Here is a 17,384-nt window from a genome sequence, read left to right as displayed (position 1 = left end):
CAAAATATAGCCTCTTTGGGGGTGCGAAGATGTCTAGTTCTCAGGTTTGGAATGTATTGATTTTGGGGCGAGATGTCCAGTTTATTCAAAGCTTGACGCTTGCCCTACAGTGTTTTAGTTCAGAACCTCAATTCTCCCGAAAAACCAGTTTAGGTAAGGGGCAAAAATCCCCCCGGAAACCTCGCATTCTTTCCTCTATCTTTCCCCGAGGATTGCCCTCTCCTACGGGGTCATCTTCCACCAACTCAAAGACGCTTCATGCCCATAAATTTCAAGGGGTTGTTTTCTATTCTGTTCCTGATGTTGCAGAACGACTACGGCAAGATGCTAATGGATTTGCTCTTTGGATTGATTATACTGGAATTACCCCTCAAGACAGTCTTAATTTAATTCGTCATATTCGCAAGGATATTCATAACCCCTTTTTGCGTATTGTGCTTTATGTTCGCGAAAAAGATCCAGCTGTATTACCAATTAATTGGTTATGCCGTTATGATGTAAGCGACCTATTTTATGAAGAAGATTTAGTGATAGAAAAAATCTATATTCGCTGTCAGGAGCATTTTAGGATTTATCATGAAAAAATTACAGCATTTGATTCGTATAAAACAAAAGTAGATTTAGGAAAAACTGTGAATTATTTGAGGTTGATTTTAGAAAAAATTCCTCAACAAGTTTTTTGGAAGGATGCAAATTCTAAATTTTTAGGGTGTAATACCAAGTGGGCAACGGCTGCCGGTTTTGATAATCCTCAACAAGTGGTAGGTTTAAGTGATGAGGATATTATCCCCGATCCTGAAGTGGCGAAACTGTTCCGCCAAGAAGACCAGAAAATCATTGAACAAAAACAGCCAAAATTACATAGTATTGCCACAAAATACCGGGAAGGAGTACAAGGGAAAAAGGTTTGGTTAGATATTAGTAAAATTCCCCTTTATGATAGCGATGGCAAACCGTTAGGCATTGTGGGGGTGCTGGAAGATATTACAGAACGGAAGAATGCAGAGGAAGCATTAGAGCGTTCTTTGTCCTTATTGCGGGCGATTTTTGAATCCATTGCGGATGGGGTCTTAGCAGTGGATCGGATGGGAGAAATTATTAGTTATAATCAAAAGTTTTTGGAAATGTGGAAGTTGGAGGAGGGAGATTTTAATTTCCCCAATCCTCGTCAACGGACTTTCAGGTTGGCGGATCAATTGGAAGATCCTATGGGATTTATAGCACGGGTGATAGAAATTTATAGTCAGCCGGAAAGTCATAGTTATGATGTTTTATTGTTTAAGGATGGACGGATTTTGGAACGATATTCCCAGCCGCAACGTTTGGGGGATTTAATTGTGGGGCGGGTGTGGAATTTTCGGGATATTACCTTAGCGAAACAGTCAGAGGTGGCGTTACAGCAACAAATGCGTCGGGCTGTATTACTGGGTGAAATTACCCAACGAATTCGTTCTTCTTTAGACCCCAAGGAAATTTTTCAAATTACGGTGAATCAGGTGGGGCGGGCTTTTGGGGTGAGTCGCTGTCATTTGCGGCTATATGTGCCGGGAGAGCCTCCCCAGTTGCGTCAGGTGGCGGAGTATGTGGAGGGCGGTGATTCTTGTTCTGAGGCTATGCTTGCGATCGCAGATTATGGCTATGTAGAAGAGGCCTTGAGGGAAGATCGGGCGATCGCATCGGATCAGATTTCGCAGCCGGGATTATTGCCCCCGGATAACCAATCCTTATTAATCGTCCGTACCTCCTATCAGGGCGCACCCAATGGTTTAATTACCTTGCAACAATGCACTCACCCCCGGAGTTGGACTCCCGACGAAACCGAACTCTTAGAAGCCGTCGCCGCCCAAGTGGGGATTGCCATTGCTCACGCCCAACTTTTACAACAAGAACAGCGTCAACGGGCGAAACTGGATCGACAAAATCAGCAACTTCAGCAACAAATTGAACAACGGCGACAGATGGAGGTCGAATTACGCCACAGCGAGCGCAAATTACGAGCCATTACCGCAAGTGTACCGGGGATGGTCTTTGAAGCCATCAGTCAAGGCACCCAGCAACACCAATGGACCTTTATCAGTGACGGGGTACAGGAACTCTATGGCATCACCCCCCAAGAAGCCCTAGAAACCAGCGCCCTGTGGGAAAGAGTCATCCCAGAAGACCGAGAAACCCTCTTAAATGCGATCGCCCACTCCCAAGACCATTTAACCCCTTACGACCTCTTCACCCGCATTTACCCCCGTCAGGGCGGCGAAAAATGGATTCGTTCCCTCGCCCAACCCAAACAACTCCCCAACGGCTCCATCCTCTGGACTGGCGTGCAAGTCGATGTCACCGAATCCAAACACCAAGAACTCGCCCTCATCCAAGCCCGAGAAGCCGCCGACACGGCCAACCGCGCCAAAAGCGCCTTTCTCGCCAACATGAGCCACGAACTCCGCACCCCCCTCAACGCCATCCTCGGCTTTACCCAACTCCTCAGTCGTATTAGCACCTTAAAACCCGAACAACAAGAATATCTCAGCATCATTAACCGTAGTGGAGAACATTTGCTCACCCTCATTAACGATGTCCTAGAAATGTCCAAAATCGAAGCAGGACGGGTCATGTTCCACGAAGATCACTTTGACTTGTACCGTCTGTTAGACTCCTTAGAAGACCTCATGCAGATCAAAGCCCAAACCAAAAGCTTAAAACTCATCTTCCACCGCGACAATGCCCTCCCCCAATACATCCACACCGATGAAAGCAAACTCCGTCAAGTCCTGCTGAACCTCCTCAGCAACGGTCTAAAATTTACCGAAAGGGGACAAGTCACCCTCACCACCACCCGCCTCACCAAAAATCCCCCCATCCTCAAATTCACCGTACAGGATACAGGCCTCGGAATTTCCCCCGAAGAACTCACTCTGTTATTTTCCCCCTTCGGACAAACCGAAACCGGGCGCAAATCCCAACAAGGCACCGGTTTAGGACTCGCCATTAGTCGTCAATTTGTCCAACTCCTCGGGGGAGAACTCACCGTACAAAGTCAACTCGGCCAAGGGTCCACCTTCAGCTTTCAAATCCCCGTGCGACTTGCCTCTCCCTTACCCACTCCCCCCTCCACTCCCCCCCGTCAGGTCATTCGTTTAGCCCCTCAGCAACCCCCCTATCGTATTCTGGTGGTGGAAGACCGTTTAGACAGTCGGCAACTCCTCGTTACCCTCCTACAAAAACTCGGTTTTGAACTCCAAGCCGCCGAAAATGGTCAAGAAGCTATTCATTTATGGGAAACCTGGCACCCCCACCTCATTTGGATGGACATTAGAATGCCCATTTTAGACGGTTTAGAAGCCACCAAACAGATTCGCCGTCTCGAACAAAATCACCCCCACCGCACCATTATTATCGCCGTCACCGCCAGCGCCTTTGAAGAACAACGCGCCGAAGTTTTAGCCGCCGGATGTGATGATTTTGTCCGCAAACCCTTTCAGGAGTCCATGCTGTTAGATAAAATGGCACAGTATCTAGGGGTGCAATATATCTATGCGTCCTCCGAGGACGCAACCCAAACCGTCAACCTAAGAGCAGAAAATTCCGTTTCCAAGCTGGAAACCATCCAAGCCGATTTATTAACCTTAGATCGGGCTTGGGTTGAAGAATTACATCTCGCTGCCATGCAGTGTAGTGTGGAACAACTCTTACCCGTCTTAGCAAAACTACCTCCAGACTATTATAACTTAACGGAGGGTTTGAAACAATGGGGCAATAACTTTGAATTTGAAACTATTGTGAATCTCACACAACAGGTTTTAGATACTCCTTAATACACCATTCCCTATCCAGTGTAGCTCAGTAAATTTTCGTGTTTTTCGCTGAATTTACCCTTAATCTTTTCCTTTTGCCTACCCCTAGGTTTGCCTACCCTTATGACAGTTTTTCCGGTGCATCCCAGTATTTTTATAGTGGACGACACACCCGATAATTTACGACTACTTTCTCAGTTGTTATTAGATAAAGGGTATGCGGTGCGCACAGCCTTAAGTGGGGCAATGGCCATCCGTTCAGCCGCCGCTATGCCCCCAGACTTGATTTTACTAGATGTTAATATGCCTCAGATGAATGGTTATCAAGTCTGTGAACACCTGAAACAACAAGACCGGACTAAAGACATTCCCATTATTTTTATTAGTGCCTTAGATGAGGTCAATAATAAAGTCCAAGCCTTTCAAGTTGGAGGGGTTGATTATATCACAAAACCGTTCCAAGCCGAAGAAGTTTTAGCCCGCATTGAAACCCATTTAACCTTACGGTTTTTACAGCAAACTTTACAAGAACAAAATGAAAAATTTCAAGAAGAAATTCACGAGCGGCGACTGCTAGAAAAAAAATTACGCACTTCTGAAGGAAAAATGCGGGCAATCTTTAATGCTATGACAGATATTGTTCTCATTTTAACCTTAGAAAATAGCAAGATTGCAGGAGTGGAAGTCATTCCAACTCATGCCACCCACAATTTAGAGCAAACACTGTTAATTGATGAAACTATTATGCAGTTTTTGCGTGAAGATGAATATAGTCAACTTTGGACTGAACATCTGATTCGAGTTTGTGAAACCCAAGAAAGTATTACCCTGGATTATGAATTAACCTGTGAGGAAAGAATTCATTGGTTTTCTGCCACTATCTCCCCTATGCCCGATCATGGTGTGATTTGGGTAGCACGAGATATTACCGATCGTCAACAGGCAGAAGTGGCATTACGAGCGAGTGAAATTCAATATCGGGATTTAGTCCAAACGGCTAATTGTATCATTTTGCGCTGGGATAAAAGCGGCTATATTCGCTTTTTAAATGAGTACGGTCAGACATTTTTTGGTTATACAGAACAGGAAATTGTAGGTCGTCCTGTTGTGGGGAGTATTGTCCCTTCTCAAGGGAGTTCAGGTGAAGATTTAGCAGCACTTATCACCGATATTTGTCAAAATCCTGAATCTTACAAATCCCATGAAAATGAAAGTATCTGTAAAAATGGGGAGCGTGTTTGGCTGTCTTGGACTCATAAACCACTGGTGAATAGTCAGGGGGAATATTTTCAAATTCTTTCGGTAGGAACGGATTTAACAGCACGAAGAAAAACGGAAGAAGCGTTACGCTTGGAACAGGAAAAGTCAGAACGACTCTTGTTAAATATTTTGCCCCAAAAAATCGCTACTCGTCTCAAACAGTTTGAGGGTTCTTTAGCGGAACAATTTGCAGAGGTAACAATTCTTTTTGCGGATATTGTAGGATTTACTCCCTTTTCTGCCCAAACACCTCCTATCGAGTTAGTGAATGTTCTTAATCAAATTTTTTCCCGTTTTGATCATCTAGCAGAACAGTATCGTCTGGAAAAAATCAAGACCATTGGGGATGCTTATATGGTGGTGGGAGGATTACCGACTCCTTGTGAAGATCATGCGGAAGCTATGGCACAAATGGCGTTAGATATGCAGGAGGAAATTACTAAATTTAAGCGAAAAGATGGAAAACCTTTTGAATTACGCATCGGCATTAATACGGGATCTGTGGTGGCTGGGGTGATTGGAATTCGTAAGTTTAGTTATGATTTGTGGGGGGATGCGGTTAATGTGGCTTCGCGGATGGAATCTTTAGGAGAACCGGGTAAAATTCAGGTGACAATGGCTACTTATGAGCGGTTAAAGGATAAGTTTATTTTGGAGGAACGAGGTTCTATTGTTGTGAAGGGGAAAGGGGATATGAAAACCTATTGGTTATTAGAACGACGAGCAACGGTTTCTTAAGTGGGGATTGTTCAATTTATAGCAACTTCTAGACTGGTTCTGAGTTCTTGGTTTGAGGGAATAGGGAATAGTATACAAGGGTTACAAGGAGCTTGAAGTATTATGAGAAAATTCTCTGAGAGTTCATCAATGATTTGGCAACGCTATCTGCTGAAAAAAACTAAAATTCCAGAACTCTCGGTGAATCAACAGCAAGGGAAGGCTCAAGATTCTCTCTCGCATCCCGAAAGATCGCTGCTTTGGGCTAGTTGCCTAGGGAATAGGGAGCAGGGAACAGTATACAAGGGTTACAAGGAGCTTGAAGTATTATGAGAAACTGGTCTTAGAGTTCATCAATGATTTGGAAACGCTATATACTGGTACTAACCCCTAGATATTTTTCCCGTATGCCCCTGAAAATCAAAGAAATCTATCTCAAAAACTGGAAAGTCTATCAAGAGGAAATCCTGCAATTTGACCTCACCTCCCAGCAAAATATTTGGATTATTTTTGGTCAAAATGGTTACGGAAAAACCTCACTTTTAGAAGCAATTCGATGGTGTTTATATGGTGATCTTGTGGTTAAAAAGAATATCCTTTTGAGTTACTTTAACCGCCTTGCCGTCCAGAGCGATCCCAACTTAGAGCTTCGTGTAGAAATAACCTTATCAGCGAGTAATCAACCTTCTTGCAATACCCAGACGGAAGGAGAAGACCCAGAAGGGGATATTTATTTAATCACCCGTTCAGCGCAACAGAAGTTACGGGAAGAAACCGTTTATGTGGAAGTCCAAGACCCTGTTCTATACCGCAATGGGGTTAAGCGCAATGATTCCCAAGAGTGGATTGATTATCTTTTGCCGCGAATGTGTCGGGAATTTTTCTTTTTTGATGGGGTAGAAATTCAACATTATGCTAAGTTAACCCACACTCCAGAAACGAAGAACGCCATTGAACGAATTTTAGGCATTCCTGAACTAAAAAACTTGCGAGATGATAGTAAGAAGGCGGTTGCAGAATTCCAAAAGGAACTAAACCAGGCTAGTGAACGGAATCAACAATTACAGGCTAAAAATGCTGAATTGCAGGAAATACGGGATCAGTTAAGCACGAAGCAGGAACAAAAAAACCTGATGCAGCAAAACCTAGAGGCAGCGCGGAGGAATTATCAACAGGCCCAGGGGAGGGCGGCACAGGTAGAGGGATTGAAGGGTCAGTTAGAGGAGTTAGGGCGTTGTGAGTTGGATTGTAAGCGTTTGAAGCAACGACTGTATGAGGGGGAACGGAAAGTAGAGGAAACCTTGAGAACGGCTCCGATTCCCTTACTATTGGGTTTGGTGGATGAGGTGGTGCAGGATTTGCAAGGTCGGACGGTGACGACGGCGCGACGGTCTGGGTCGGTCAAGCATTTGCGGGAGTTGTTAAAGTCGGAGATTTGTGTCTGTGGTCGTTGTTTGGATGAGGAGGCGCGGGGGCATATTCTGCGGGAGTTGGAACAGTTGGAACGGGTGATGGGGGCGGGCAGTCCCACGGATTTGGAGCAAGATGAGTTAAGAAATCGTTTGGTGCGTTTATCGCGCTATCGGGATTGGAGTTTGGATCGGGTGTTGGAGGATCGCGATCGCCTTGAGGAAGACCTTGGGGAATTAGAACAGCGTATTAACCGCTTGAGGCGGGAGACACAGGGAGTTAGTGAACAGGAGGCCCAAGAGATTTGGCGTAAGGTTGCCCAAGCGCAGAGGGATGGGGAGGAATATGAGCAGAAGTTACGACACATTGAACGGCAGTTAGAGGATTTGAGCAAGCGGGAAAATCAGGTCTATCGGGAGGTGGAGCAGTTGGCCGGGCGAGATGAGGAAACGGTGACTTTAGCTCAACAGTTGAAAATGGCGCTGCGTTTATATGCGGTGGCGGAGGAGTTGATTCTGTGGCGTATTGGGGAACGCAAGGCCACGATTGAGGAGAAGACTTCTGAAATACATCGGCGGGTGACGAACAAGCCGGAGGAGTACAATGGGATAGAGGTACGGCCGGATTATACTTTAGGGGTTAGGACGGTGTTGGGGCGGATTTTGAGTCCAGAAATTCTGAGCGCGGGGGAGAAGGAGGCTTTAGCTTTTGCGTTTATTACGGGGTTAAATTTGGCTTCTAATACGGCGGCTCCGTTGGTGATGGATACGCCTTTTGGACATTTGGATGTGGAACATCAGCGTAATATTGTGGGGGCATTGCCTCATCTTCCTTCTCAGGTGATTCTTTTGGCTACGGATCGGGATTTTCAGGGGGATCTGTTCCAGCAGATTAAGCCCCATGTGGCGGAAATTTTCCACATTCATCGTTTAGGCGCAACGGAAGACGCTTCTAAGATTGAGAGGGAGGGGTAATGTATCATTTAGATGTTACGACTAGAATTCGATCTAGCTCTAAGGCCAATGCTTATCTCAAGGTTTTAGTTGATAAGCGGGTTTTTGCCAGAATGGTTGATGGTTATTTATTCGCGGCCGCTTATGCGATGAAACAGAATCTTGAGAGGGTTTCTCTGGTGGGTGGTGGTCGTCACGAAATTATCGTTTTTGGTAGTATTGATCGCGATGTACGGTTAGCGTTGGAAGCGGGAGTTTATGCCCTTTGTAAGCAGAATGGACAGTCTGAACCTCGGGATAGTCAGGAGTTGGCGGAACGGGTCATGGAGTATGCTGAGGCAGGTTTAAGGGTTTTACAGAAGCGTTGGGAGGGAAAGATCGGGAGTCAGATTCAGAATGATATTGTCAAGTTATTGCAGGTTGTAACAATAACTTGACTTTTTGGAGAGATTGCTATTTATTGCCAGCCTAATGCTGCTTTTGCTTCTTGAACAGCCATCCTAATTGGACTAGCATTTGCGGAAATTTTGTAGGGTTTTTTGGGATTATTAGGATCTCTTCTAACAATATTATCACGCCATAACAAACTACCCATTGACCAATCTAACTGAGCTATTTTTGAGATTAAGTTAGGGTTAAACATATCGAGATCAGAATCGTAGATACAATGTAATAATCGACCTAATACTTCTAATCCAGCACTTCTCCCCAATATACAGGTATTTTTGAAATTAACTACATCATCAACGGTCAAGTTTTCCCAGTCGGTTTCAAATATGTACCGAGTCAATGTACATTCTCCAAAAAACTGATTAAAACAGTTAATTAAGGCTTCTGATGAATGATCAACATCAATATCTTCTAGAGTATGATCTGGAGTTCCAGAAAAGATATAACTTACAGCCTTTGCAATGTAATTAGTAGTGTAAATTAGCTTTTGTTTAGAAGATGGAGTTAATTTAATTCGTTCAGTCTTTTCATAAAACATTGGGACTTTTTGTATCAAGTTCTTTGTAATTCCTATAGTCCCTTCAGAAGCACCAAATGACAATAAAAGTGATGGATCTAGAGAGCGTGTTTGTGCCATATCTCTAAAATCTGTTTGACACTGATTAAAGTCACCTTCTAAAACTAACGTGATCGGAAAATCATTATCACCAATCATTTCACTATCAGCACTTTCTATGAGGTCATGAATTGCACTCTTTCTATGCTGACCATCAGTAATATCAAGTTTAACACCACGAGGAATCACAATAAAGCAAAGTCCTCTTCCCAATTGATGTATGTGTATTTTACTGGGATCGACATTGGCTGTTAATGTTCCTAAAATCCAGGGCTTATTTTTTCGGACACGCTTTAAAATATATTCTTTCACCTCTTCTGCATGACCTTTCACTTCCGGGCGATTTTTCCCGGAGTCGGGATCATTACCAGTAGATGGTTTAGCTTGTAACAGAACTGGTAAATCATGCGCAGGAATGTTAATTTGTATCATTTTGCGCTTCCCTTGCTGAAATACAAGGCCTACATAGCACTTCTCCCGATGATATTGGGAAAAGTAATGATCCAGTACATTATCAAGACGGGGTTCTGTTATATTGTGGGGATGCTGAGTATCAGACATATACACTTAATACATTTGTATAAATACTCAGCATAGTTTACACCTTTTTGGTCAAAATTACCAGTCAATAAAACAAAACTTTAAAAAATTGAGATTCGTAGGTCACATGATAAGCATTCAACCGTCCATATTTCCACCTAGAACCCTAGACGAACTAATCGAAGATATAGCAAGATTATCTCAAGAAGTTAAGGATTTATATTTATTAGATCAAATTCCTTGGGTTATTGGTTATTCAGGCGGTAAAGATAGCACAGCAACCCTTCAACTAATATGGAATGCAATTTCCCAAATACCTAAAGAAGGAAGGATCAAGCCAATTTATGTTATATCTACTGATACTCAAGTTGAGAATCCTATTGTTTCTCAATGGGTTAGAAAATCATTAGAGACAATGAAAGTATCGGCAAAGAATCAAGGTATGCCCATTGAACCACATTTGCTATTTCCTGATGTTAAAGATAGGTTCTTTGTTTGCTTAATTGGTAAAGGATATCCAGCACCTAGAAACCAATTTCGTTGGTGTACTGAACGGTTAAAGATCAATCCTGCTAATCGTTTTATTAGAAATATTGTCAGATTAAATGGAGAGACAATCCTTGTTTTAGGAACGCGAAAAGCTGAAAGTTCGCAGCGTGCAAGAACAATGGAAAAGCATCAACTTAAGCGTGTTCGGGAGCGTCTTAGCCCAAATGCTAGTCTAACAAATTCATTAGTTTATACACCTATTGAAGATTGGAGAAATGATGAAGTTTGGGTGTATTTAATGCAATATCAAAATCCTTGGGGAATTGACAACAATGATCTATTGTCGATGTATCGAGGTGCAAGTGCTGATAATGATTGTCCTCTAGTTGTCGATACATCTACCCCCAGTTGTGGAAGTTCGCGGTTTGGTTGTTGGGTTTGCACAATGGTGAGTAAGGATAAATCAATGGAGGCTATGATTCAAAATGATCATGAAAAGGAATGGCTACAACCCCTTCTAGATATACGGAATGCTTTAGACATTCAGGATGATCGAGAAAAAAGGGACTTTCGGCGCTTGCATGGACGAGTAGAACTATTTGAGCGAAATGTTAACGGAGAAATATCTGTAGAACCGATTCCGGGGCCTTATACTAAATATTGGCGAGAACATTGGCTCAGACGAGTCCTACAAGCCCAAGAAACCATCCGTCAAACGGCCCCCGATGATATGAAAGATATCATCCTGATTACCACCGAAGAACTCAGCGAAATTCGACGGATTTGGGTAGAAGAAAAATACGAATTTGATGATAGTGTCCCCCGCATTTATAAAGAAGTTACCGGAAAAACTTTTGTAGATCCTCGCCCCGGAGCCGATGATCATAGTATCCTCGGCCCTGACGAATGGGCAACTCTCGCGGATATCTGTGGGGAAGATGCCATGCACCTTGAACTGATGAGCAAACTACTAGGAACTGAACGCAAATATTACACGAAAGCCCGCAGATCCGGAATCCTAGGCGACCTTGAAAAATGTTTTGAAACCTCCTCTCGTTCCAAAGAAGAGGCTATCCAACACGCTCACTATAAATGGGATATCAAAGAAGCCATCGAAAAGGAAGATATGGCCAAACTGAAAGAAACCCTCGTCCGCGCTCAGGCCATTCCCCCCAGCAATGACTGGGCTAACCTGAAATTTGGATCTTCTGAGGAGAATTAGGGTTTCCTGAATAAGTCCGGGAGTCGGAAGAGGGAAGCAGGGAAGCAGGGGAGCAATTATCAATTAATAATTAATAAATTATTAATTATCAATTATCTATTCCCTATTCCCTATTCCCCTAATCCAGAGAAGCCAAACTCTGCCAGTCTGCGATCGCCGATTCCGTCCATAACCAATCTTGGGCCAATCGCGTCACCTGAAACCCCAACGGATCTTGATTCATCACCGTTTGACGCAACTTATAGGCCTTATTGAGCAGAGTAGTCCGAGCATCCCCCGTTTGATTCTCCGCCAGTTTTTGCAAACCTAACGCCAATCCAGCATAAGTGTTGAGCGTTGTCCGATCCCCCGTCTCATCAACACTTCCCACCATTTGCGGATCCAGCAATTCTAGGGCATCATACCAAGTCTGATTAGCTTGGTCATAATTGCCCTCCGCATAGTAAGCAAAACCGAGAGCATTGTAATACTCAACCCTCTGAGGAGCTTTCTCAATCGCCGTAGACCAGTAACGCCGCGCATCAGAAACACTGTAACGACTATCCCCAATCTGCACCGACTGCCAAGCTAAACGACCCAATAAAAAGAGAATTTCGGGAGCATCTCGTTGTTCCGGTTTCACCCCAGCCAACACCGAAGCCCCATGACTCAAGACATTGCGATCTAACAACGTTTCCACCGCGATCGCACCCTTCCCAATCTCCCCCCGATTAAACTGCTCAATGGCAAAACTCGTCAACTGTTCCGTACTGACAGCCGTTAAATCCAAACGATCCAGATCCACCGGATCATCCCTCGTCAGTAAAGCATCCAAAGGATTAGAAAAGAAACTTGGGTAATAAATCCGCCCCCAAATCCAAACGACCCCCCCAAACATTAACACCATCGCCAACATACCCCCCCACAAACCCGCCAGAGAAAAACTCCGTTGAGGGGGACTATCAGGAGTTTCCCTCGGGGGAGGAGTCACAGGAGAGGGAGGAGTCACCACTGACGGCGTTTCACTCAGCACATCTTGAATAAAACTTAAATCCTCCTCATCACTCTCAGCCTTGGCCGGACGCAAAAAATCATCCTCTTCCTCCCGAGAAGTTATCCGTGCCGTAGCCACCAAATCCGCCAAAAATTCCTCATCCTCCTCCTCCGTTTCCAGAGGATCCAGATCCTCCAAATAGGGGTCATCCTCCAAATAGGAATCCCCATCCATCTCCTCCTCATCCCCCGTCAAAAACCCCAAGGGCAGATCATCAGGATCCTCCAAATCAAAAGGATCCGGCAGTGCAGGAGAGGGAATCAACACCCCATTAAACTCTGGATGCAAATAGAGGACTGGCAGCGCCCAATAGAGTTGATTAGACCCATAGGCCGAAATTAAACCCTGTCGAGCGCGACTGAGGCTTAAATCAATGGGATAACCCTGGTCAAGGTTGCGGTAGAATAACCGCGTGAAGGTCAAGGCCACCTCATCCGGGATGCGCTCCGCCATCGCCAAAACCGCCGGAATCCCCCGATTGACCAAAGCCTGAGCCAGATTCGTTTGATTATCGTCCTTGGGATTTAACGCCGTATCCGTCCCCCGACAGGAATTAAACACCGCCAATTGAATCCCATTATTCACCAATAACCCCGCCAAATCTTGACCATAGAGTTTTTCCGTCAAGCCCGTAGTGCGACTGACTAAATAAACATCCCCCCCCGACTCCCCTAAATTGCTATGTCCAGCATAGTGAAATACCTGATAGTTCCCCTGTTCTAACGCTTGAGTTAATTCAGCCCGTCCCGGTTGTTCCAAAAGGGTGAGTTCAATATTAGGAGGGAGATCCGGATCTGGGGGTTGGAGTTCCGCTTGTAGCTGTAACGCTTCTTGGTGAAGGGCGAGACTGTCTTGATCCTCCGGACTCGCGATCGCCATCAACACCCGTAGAGGTTGCCGAGGCTTTTGGGGGAAACTGAAACGATCCGAGCCTAAAGCTGTGCCAATCTGGTAACGAGAAAAGGCAATATCCGGTCCCGTAGACAACGGACGAAACACCCCACCCGTGTCCCGACTGCCCCCATGTAACACCTCCCAAGGCAAACGCAACAGCCGAGAACCCTTAAGACCCAAGCGAAAACGTAACACCGACCGTTGATTATGGGCGATCGCCTGAGCCATCATCCAACTATCCCGTAAACTGCCCTGCAACAGCGCATCATAAAGCTGTTGGCCCAACTCCACCAAACTCGGACTCACCTCCTCCGTCGCCCCCGCAGGCAACTGTCCCGTAATAAATAAAAACTCCGTCGCCAGAGAATCCTGATCCTGAAACAAGCGGAACATCGGATCATCCATCAACTGTCCTGCTTGTTGTAACCAATCCTCAACAGACCAGTAGACCTGTTCCTCCGCCAGAGGAACACCCGATGCAACCTGTTCCGTGCGTACCAGATAGTGATCTTGACCCAAAGGCGTAACGGAAAGTTGGAATTCCTGAAACATAGTAAGTGGCTATTGGCTAGGCGCAAATGTCCCAAAAGAACCAGACAAAATGCTGATAGAAGCTTTGATGAACTTTAAACGGGAAATGTTTCCACCCGTCAGTCGATTAACGAGCGACAATATCTTCTATTCTACCGATGAGCAAACTATATTGTTCCGGAGCAGTGAGGCGATCGCGCACATGATACTCCCGACCCTGCAAAATCACATAAAACTGCTCCCCCTGATGATTCATAAACACAAAATTACTCCAAGTTGCAGGAGCTTCAGGTTGATTCCCCAGAGGGGGTAACTCATAGGTTTTACGAGGCGTTAACTCATTGTAAGACCACCAAGACAAACGATTAAACTCCTCGGGATTCATTCTCTCCCCATGTAACCCCAGTAAAATCTTCTGCCGATCCGACCCAATCCAGCGAGTCCGCACATTAAACATCGGACTTTGCGCCCCCTCCAACTTCTGCACCTCACGCACCTCCCCCGTCGGAGCAACCCCCAATAAAACCCCATTACTGGTCAATAAACGACCATCCTGTAAAAACCCCACAGGTTGCCCCACCGGAACATCCGCCCGAATCGGCGTATCCCTGCCAAAAACAGGCCCACCTTGGGCAATATTCACCTGACGCAAAATCGCACTGTTGCGGTCCTCCCCCTTCACAATCCCATAGAGATTATTTTGTGAACCATCCAACACATACACCGTTTCCCCATAATGGCGCGAGTCAGACAGTAAAATCTCCTCCCCACTATTCAAATCAACCGCAAACAACGGCTGATGATTCGCCAAAGACCCATAAACCCAATTCCGATCCGTCAAAACCAGATGAAACGGCGGATGGGGAAGGGGCAGAGTTTTCTCTATTTGTTCCCGTTGTAAATTCACCCAAGACAAACTATCTTGATGCCCCACCACCGCAAACTGTCCATTCGGACTAATCGACACCATCAGAGGCGCCCCCGGCAAATTAATCCTCACCCTGCGCCGCGAGCGAGGGTAATACAAATACAATTGATTGGGATTATTCCCCACCACCACAATCCCCTCCCGCATAGTGTATTGAGCATCCACCACCTCCTCAAAGGGTAACGCCACCATTTGCCGACTCGGAAGTTGGGGCAAGGTCATAGTTTCGGCCCCCCCTTCCCCAGACTCCCCACTACCAGCTTCCTCCACCGGATTCGCCGGACTCAAATTCAACTCCGGAGCCCCCGGAAAAAGAGACAAAGCCAAAAACGCCGAGGCCAGGGCAATAATCGCCATGCCAATCCCCCCCAACACCCGATTATCCTCTAGCCAGGTTAACCAATAAGTCAGGGAGATAACAGGTTTATTGGGATGAGCCAACAAATCATCTAAGGCCGCCAGCGCTTCCGTCGCCGAAGGGTAACGGTGACGGAAATCATAACGCACCATTTTGTTAATAATTTTCGCCAAATAGGGGCTAACCGTCGCATGATCTCGCCAGCGCAACTCCCCGGTTTTTTTGTGTTCCTTTAAATATTCGGGATTCAATCCCGTTAAGGCTTGAATGCCAATAATGCCCACAGAATACACATCACTAGACAGTTTTGGCTTCCCCTGGGCCTGTTCCCCCGGAATATAGCCCGGAGTGCCGATACTCACCGTTAGCAAGGTTTTATCAAAGGTTTCCAGATGTTCCCCAATCTGTTTGACTGCCCCAAAATCAATCAAAACAATTTTTCCGTCCTCTCGTCGTCGAATATTAGCGGGTTTAATGTCTCGGTGAATGACCTTTTGATCATGCACAAACTTGAGAACTTGTAGGATATCCCGCAACAGGGCAATCACCGTTAATTCATCCAGTTTATGACCCAGAGGGAGTTCTTTCTCCAAGTCGTGACCTTCGATGTATTCCTGCACTAGGTAAAACTCGTTATTTTCCTCAAAGTGGGCTAAGAGTTGGGGAATTTGGGGATGTCGCCCCAATTGACTTAAAACTTGAGCCTCACTGTCAAAAAGACGACGAGCGAGTTTTAAGGCCGCTGGTGTCGTGCGATAGGGTTTAAGCTGTTTCACCACACAGCGCGGATGACCTGGCATTTGGCGATCTTCCGCTAAAAAGGTCGTGCCGAAACCCCCTTTTCCTAAAGATTCTAAAATCCGATAGCGTCCAGCTAACAGGGGAGGCTCTTTGGGGTCTTCTCGCAGTAATTCCGCCACCGTGAGGGGTGGGGCAATGAGGGGGGAAGCGGTGGGAACTTCAATTAATGTGTCGTCATTGGAAGCGACGGTAATCACCGTCCCCCGTAACCACTGTAGGGCATCACTGGCCGAAGGATAACGCTCTTGGGGGTCTGGGGCGACCATTTGGGCTAACACTTGGGCGAGGGGGTCACTAATGGTCAGATGCTCCCGCCAGAGAATCTCGCTAGACTCGGGAGAGGGTTTCGGTAGGTCTTTCAGTGCAACCCCCATTAAGGCCTGTAACGCCATCACCCCTAAGCCATAGAGATCACTGCTACAGGTCGGTTTGCGCCGTTCTGAACCCGGGAAATACCCCGGATGGCTCAGGAGCCCTTTCATGCCAATTTGACCTTGAGAATTGACCGCTAGGGCGCAGATTTGGCGCATTCCTCCGAAGTCGATCACGGTCCACTGTTGATCACTTTGGCGCTGGATTAAGTTACTGGGCTTGAGGTTCCGATGGATAATATTCTGTTGATGTGCGATCGCCAACCCCTCTAAACTCGACAGCAGAAACCCCACCACTTGGGATTCTGTCCAAGGTTGACCCGGCACCAATTGCTCCCCAAAACTTTCCCCTTTAATAAACTCCTGCACTAAAAAAAAAGTGTGATCCCCTTCAAAAGCATCCAAAACCTCCGCAAAGGGCGACTCCTGCCCCAACTGCTTCAAAATACCCGACTCCTGCTCAAAAATCCGCCGGGCCAACCGCACAATTTTCGGGTGTTTGGCCTGTAAGCGAAACACCTTCACCACACACTGGGGATTCCCCGGTAACTGCAAATCCTCCGCTAAGTAAGTTTGACACAACCTTCCCTTACCCAAACGATGGGTAATCCCGTAGCGTTTCTTGAGAATCTGCCCTAGTTTCATCGCAGTCTAAACATAAAGACAATCAGCAAGGTTTCAAACCATCAGGAATCAAACATTTTCACGAGTCGGGACTCTACCTAGGGTCTGCTGAATAAGCCCAACGCTAGACTCAACAAGGGAATTGACAATTGACAATTGACAATTATTTCCGACTCCCGAGTTATTCAGCAAGCCCTACCTAGGCATCGATCAGCCCTTGGGATCAATCCGCCTCTATTCTAAGAGTATTCTTGAATTAAGCTATCAGGGGACGAACAAACGGCCGAAACTTCGGAACGCTCTACACTGTGGGGAAACGTTAATCTGGTAGAGATACCAGAAAAGTCCCCCGCTCCCCTGCTCCCCTGCTCCCCCGCTCCCCTGCTCCCCCGCTCCCCC

The 17,384-nt window shown here is 46.0% G+C and carries 8 protein-coding genes and 2 pseudogenes; 6 read left to right on the top strand and 4 right to left on the bottom strand.

Annotation, left to right across the window (positions count from 1 at the left end):
- Positions 1-29: 29 nt before the first annotated feature.
- The 5 genes from K4A83_RS02555 (at position 30) to K4A83_RS02535 (ending at position 8,565) form a co-directional block, all read left to right on the top strand.
- The gene (locus K4A83_RS02555; RefSeq protein WP_265262821.1) at positions 30-3,809 is read left to right on the top strand and encodes a PAS domain S-box protein; all 3,780 of its coding nucleotides are present in this window, start codon (positions 30-32) and stop codon (positions 3,807-3,809) included.
- A 102-nt stretch (positions 3,810-3,911) separates the two neighbouring features.
- Complete coding sequence (locus K4A83_RS02550; protein ID WP_265262819.1) at positions 3,912-5,786, top strand: adenylate/guanylate cyclase domain-containing protein; 1,875 nt, start codon at positions 3,912-3,914, stop codon at positions 5,784-5,786.
- Between the two features lie 129 nt (positions 5,787-5,915).
- A complete protein-coding gene (locus K4A83_RS02545) occupies positions 5,916-6,098 on the top strand; it encodes a hypothetical protein (protein ID WP_265262818.1) in 183 nt (60 codons plus the stop codon).
- Between the two features lie 74 nt (positions 6,099-6,172).
- The gene (locus tag K4A83_RS02540) at positions 6,173-8,149 is read left to right on the top strand and encodes an AAA family ATPase (protein ID WP_265262816.1); all 1,977 of its coding nucleotides are present in this window, start codon (positions 6,173-6,175) and stop codon (positions 8,147-8,149) included.
- Entirely contained in the window at positions 8,149-8,565 is a 417-nt protein-coding gene (locus K4A83_RS02535) for a hypothetical protein (protein ID WP_265262815.1), read from the top strand. Before K4A83_RS02540 ends, K4A83_RS02535 begins: the two co-directional genes overlap by 1 nt.
- A 20-nt stretch (positions 8,566-8,585) precedes the next feature.
- Here the strand turns inward: K4A83_RS02535 and K4A83_RS02530 are convergent, their stop codons facing one another.
- Positions 8,586-9,755 (bottom strand): DNA sulfur modification protein DndB, encoded by a 1,170-nt coding sequence (locus tag K4A83_RS02530; protein ID WP_265262814.1) that lies wholly within the window; start codon positions 9,753-9,755, stop codon positions 8,586-8,588.
- Between the two features lie 106 nt (positions 9,756-9,861).
- Here K4A83_RS02530 and dndC point away from each other — a divergent pair, with 106 nt between their 5' ends.
- A complete protein-coding gene (gene dndC / locus K4A83_RS02525) occupies positions 9,862-11,445 on the top strand; it encodes a DNA phosphorothioation system sulfurtransferase DndC (protein ID WP_265262813.1) in 1,584 nt (527 codons plus the stop codon).
- A gap of 118 nt (positions 11,446-11,563) precedes the next feature.
- Here the strand turns inward: dndC and K4A83_RS02520 are convergent, their stop codons facing one another.
- From K4A83_RS02520 to K4A83_RS22955, 3 genes and pseudogenes are all read right to left on the bottom strand, one after another.
- Complete coding sequence (locus K4A83_RS02520) at positions 11,564-13,924, bottom strand: CHAT domain-containing protein (protein WP_265262812.1); 2,361 nt, start codon at positions 13,922-13,924, stop codon at positions 11,564-11,566.
- A 1,324-nt stretch (positions 13,925-15,248) separates the two neighbouring features.
- A pseudogene (locus tag K4A83_RS22960) lies at positions 15,249-16,070 on the bottom strand (protein kinase domain-containing protein); the annotation flags it as partial.
- Between the two features lie 147 nt (positions 16,071-16,217).
- A pseudogene (locus tag K4A83_RS22955) lies at positions 16,218-17,006 on the bottom strand (protein kinase domain-containing protein); the annotation flags it as partial.
- Positions 17,007-17,384: the final 378 nt, after the last annotated feature.

The organism is Spirulina subsalsa FACHB-351 (assembly GCF_026130165.1).
GTDB lineage: Bacteria > Cyanobacteriota > Cyanobacteriia > Cyanobacteriales > Spirulinaceae > Spirulina_A > Spirulina_A subsalsa_A.
The sequence above is the reverse complement of the archived record's forward strand: the minus strand, read 5'-3'. Positions and strand labels throughout refer to the sequence as shown.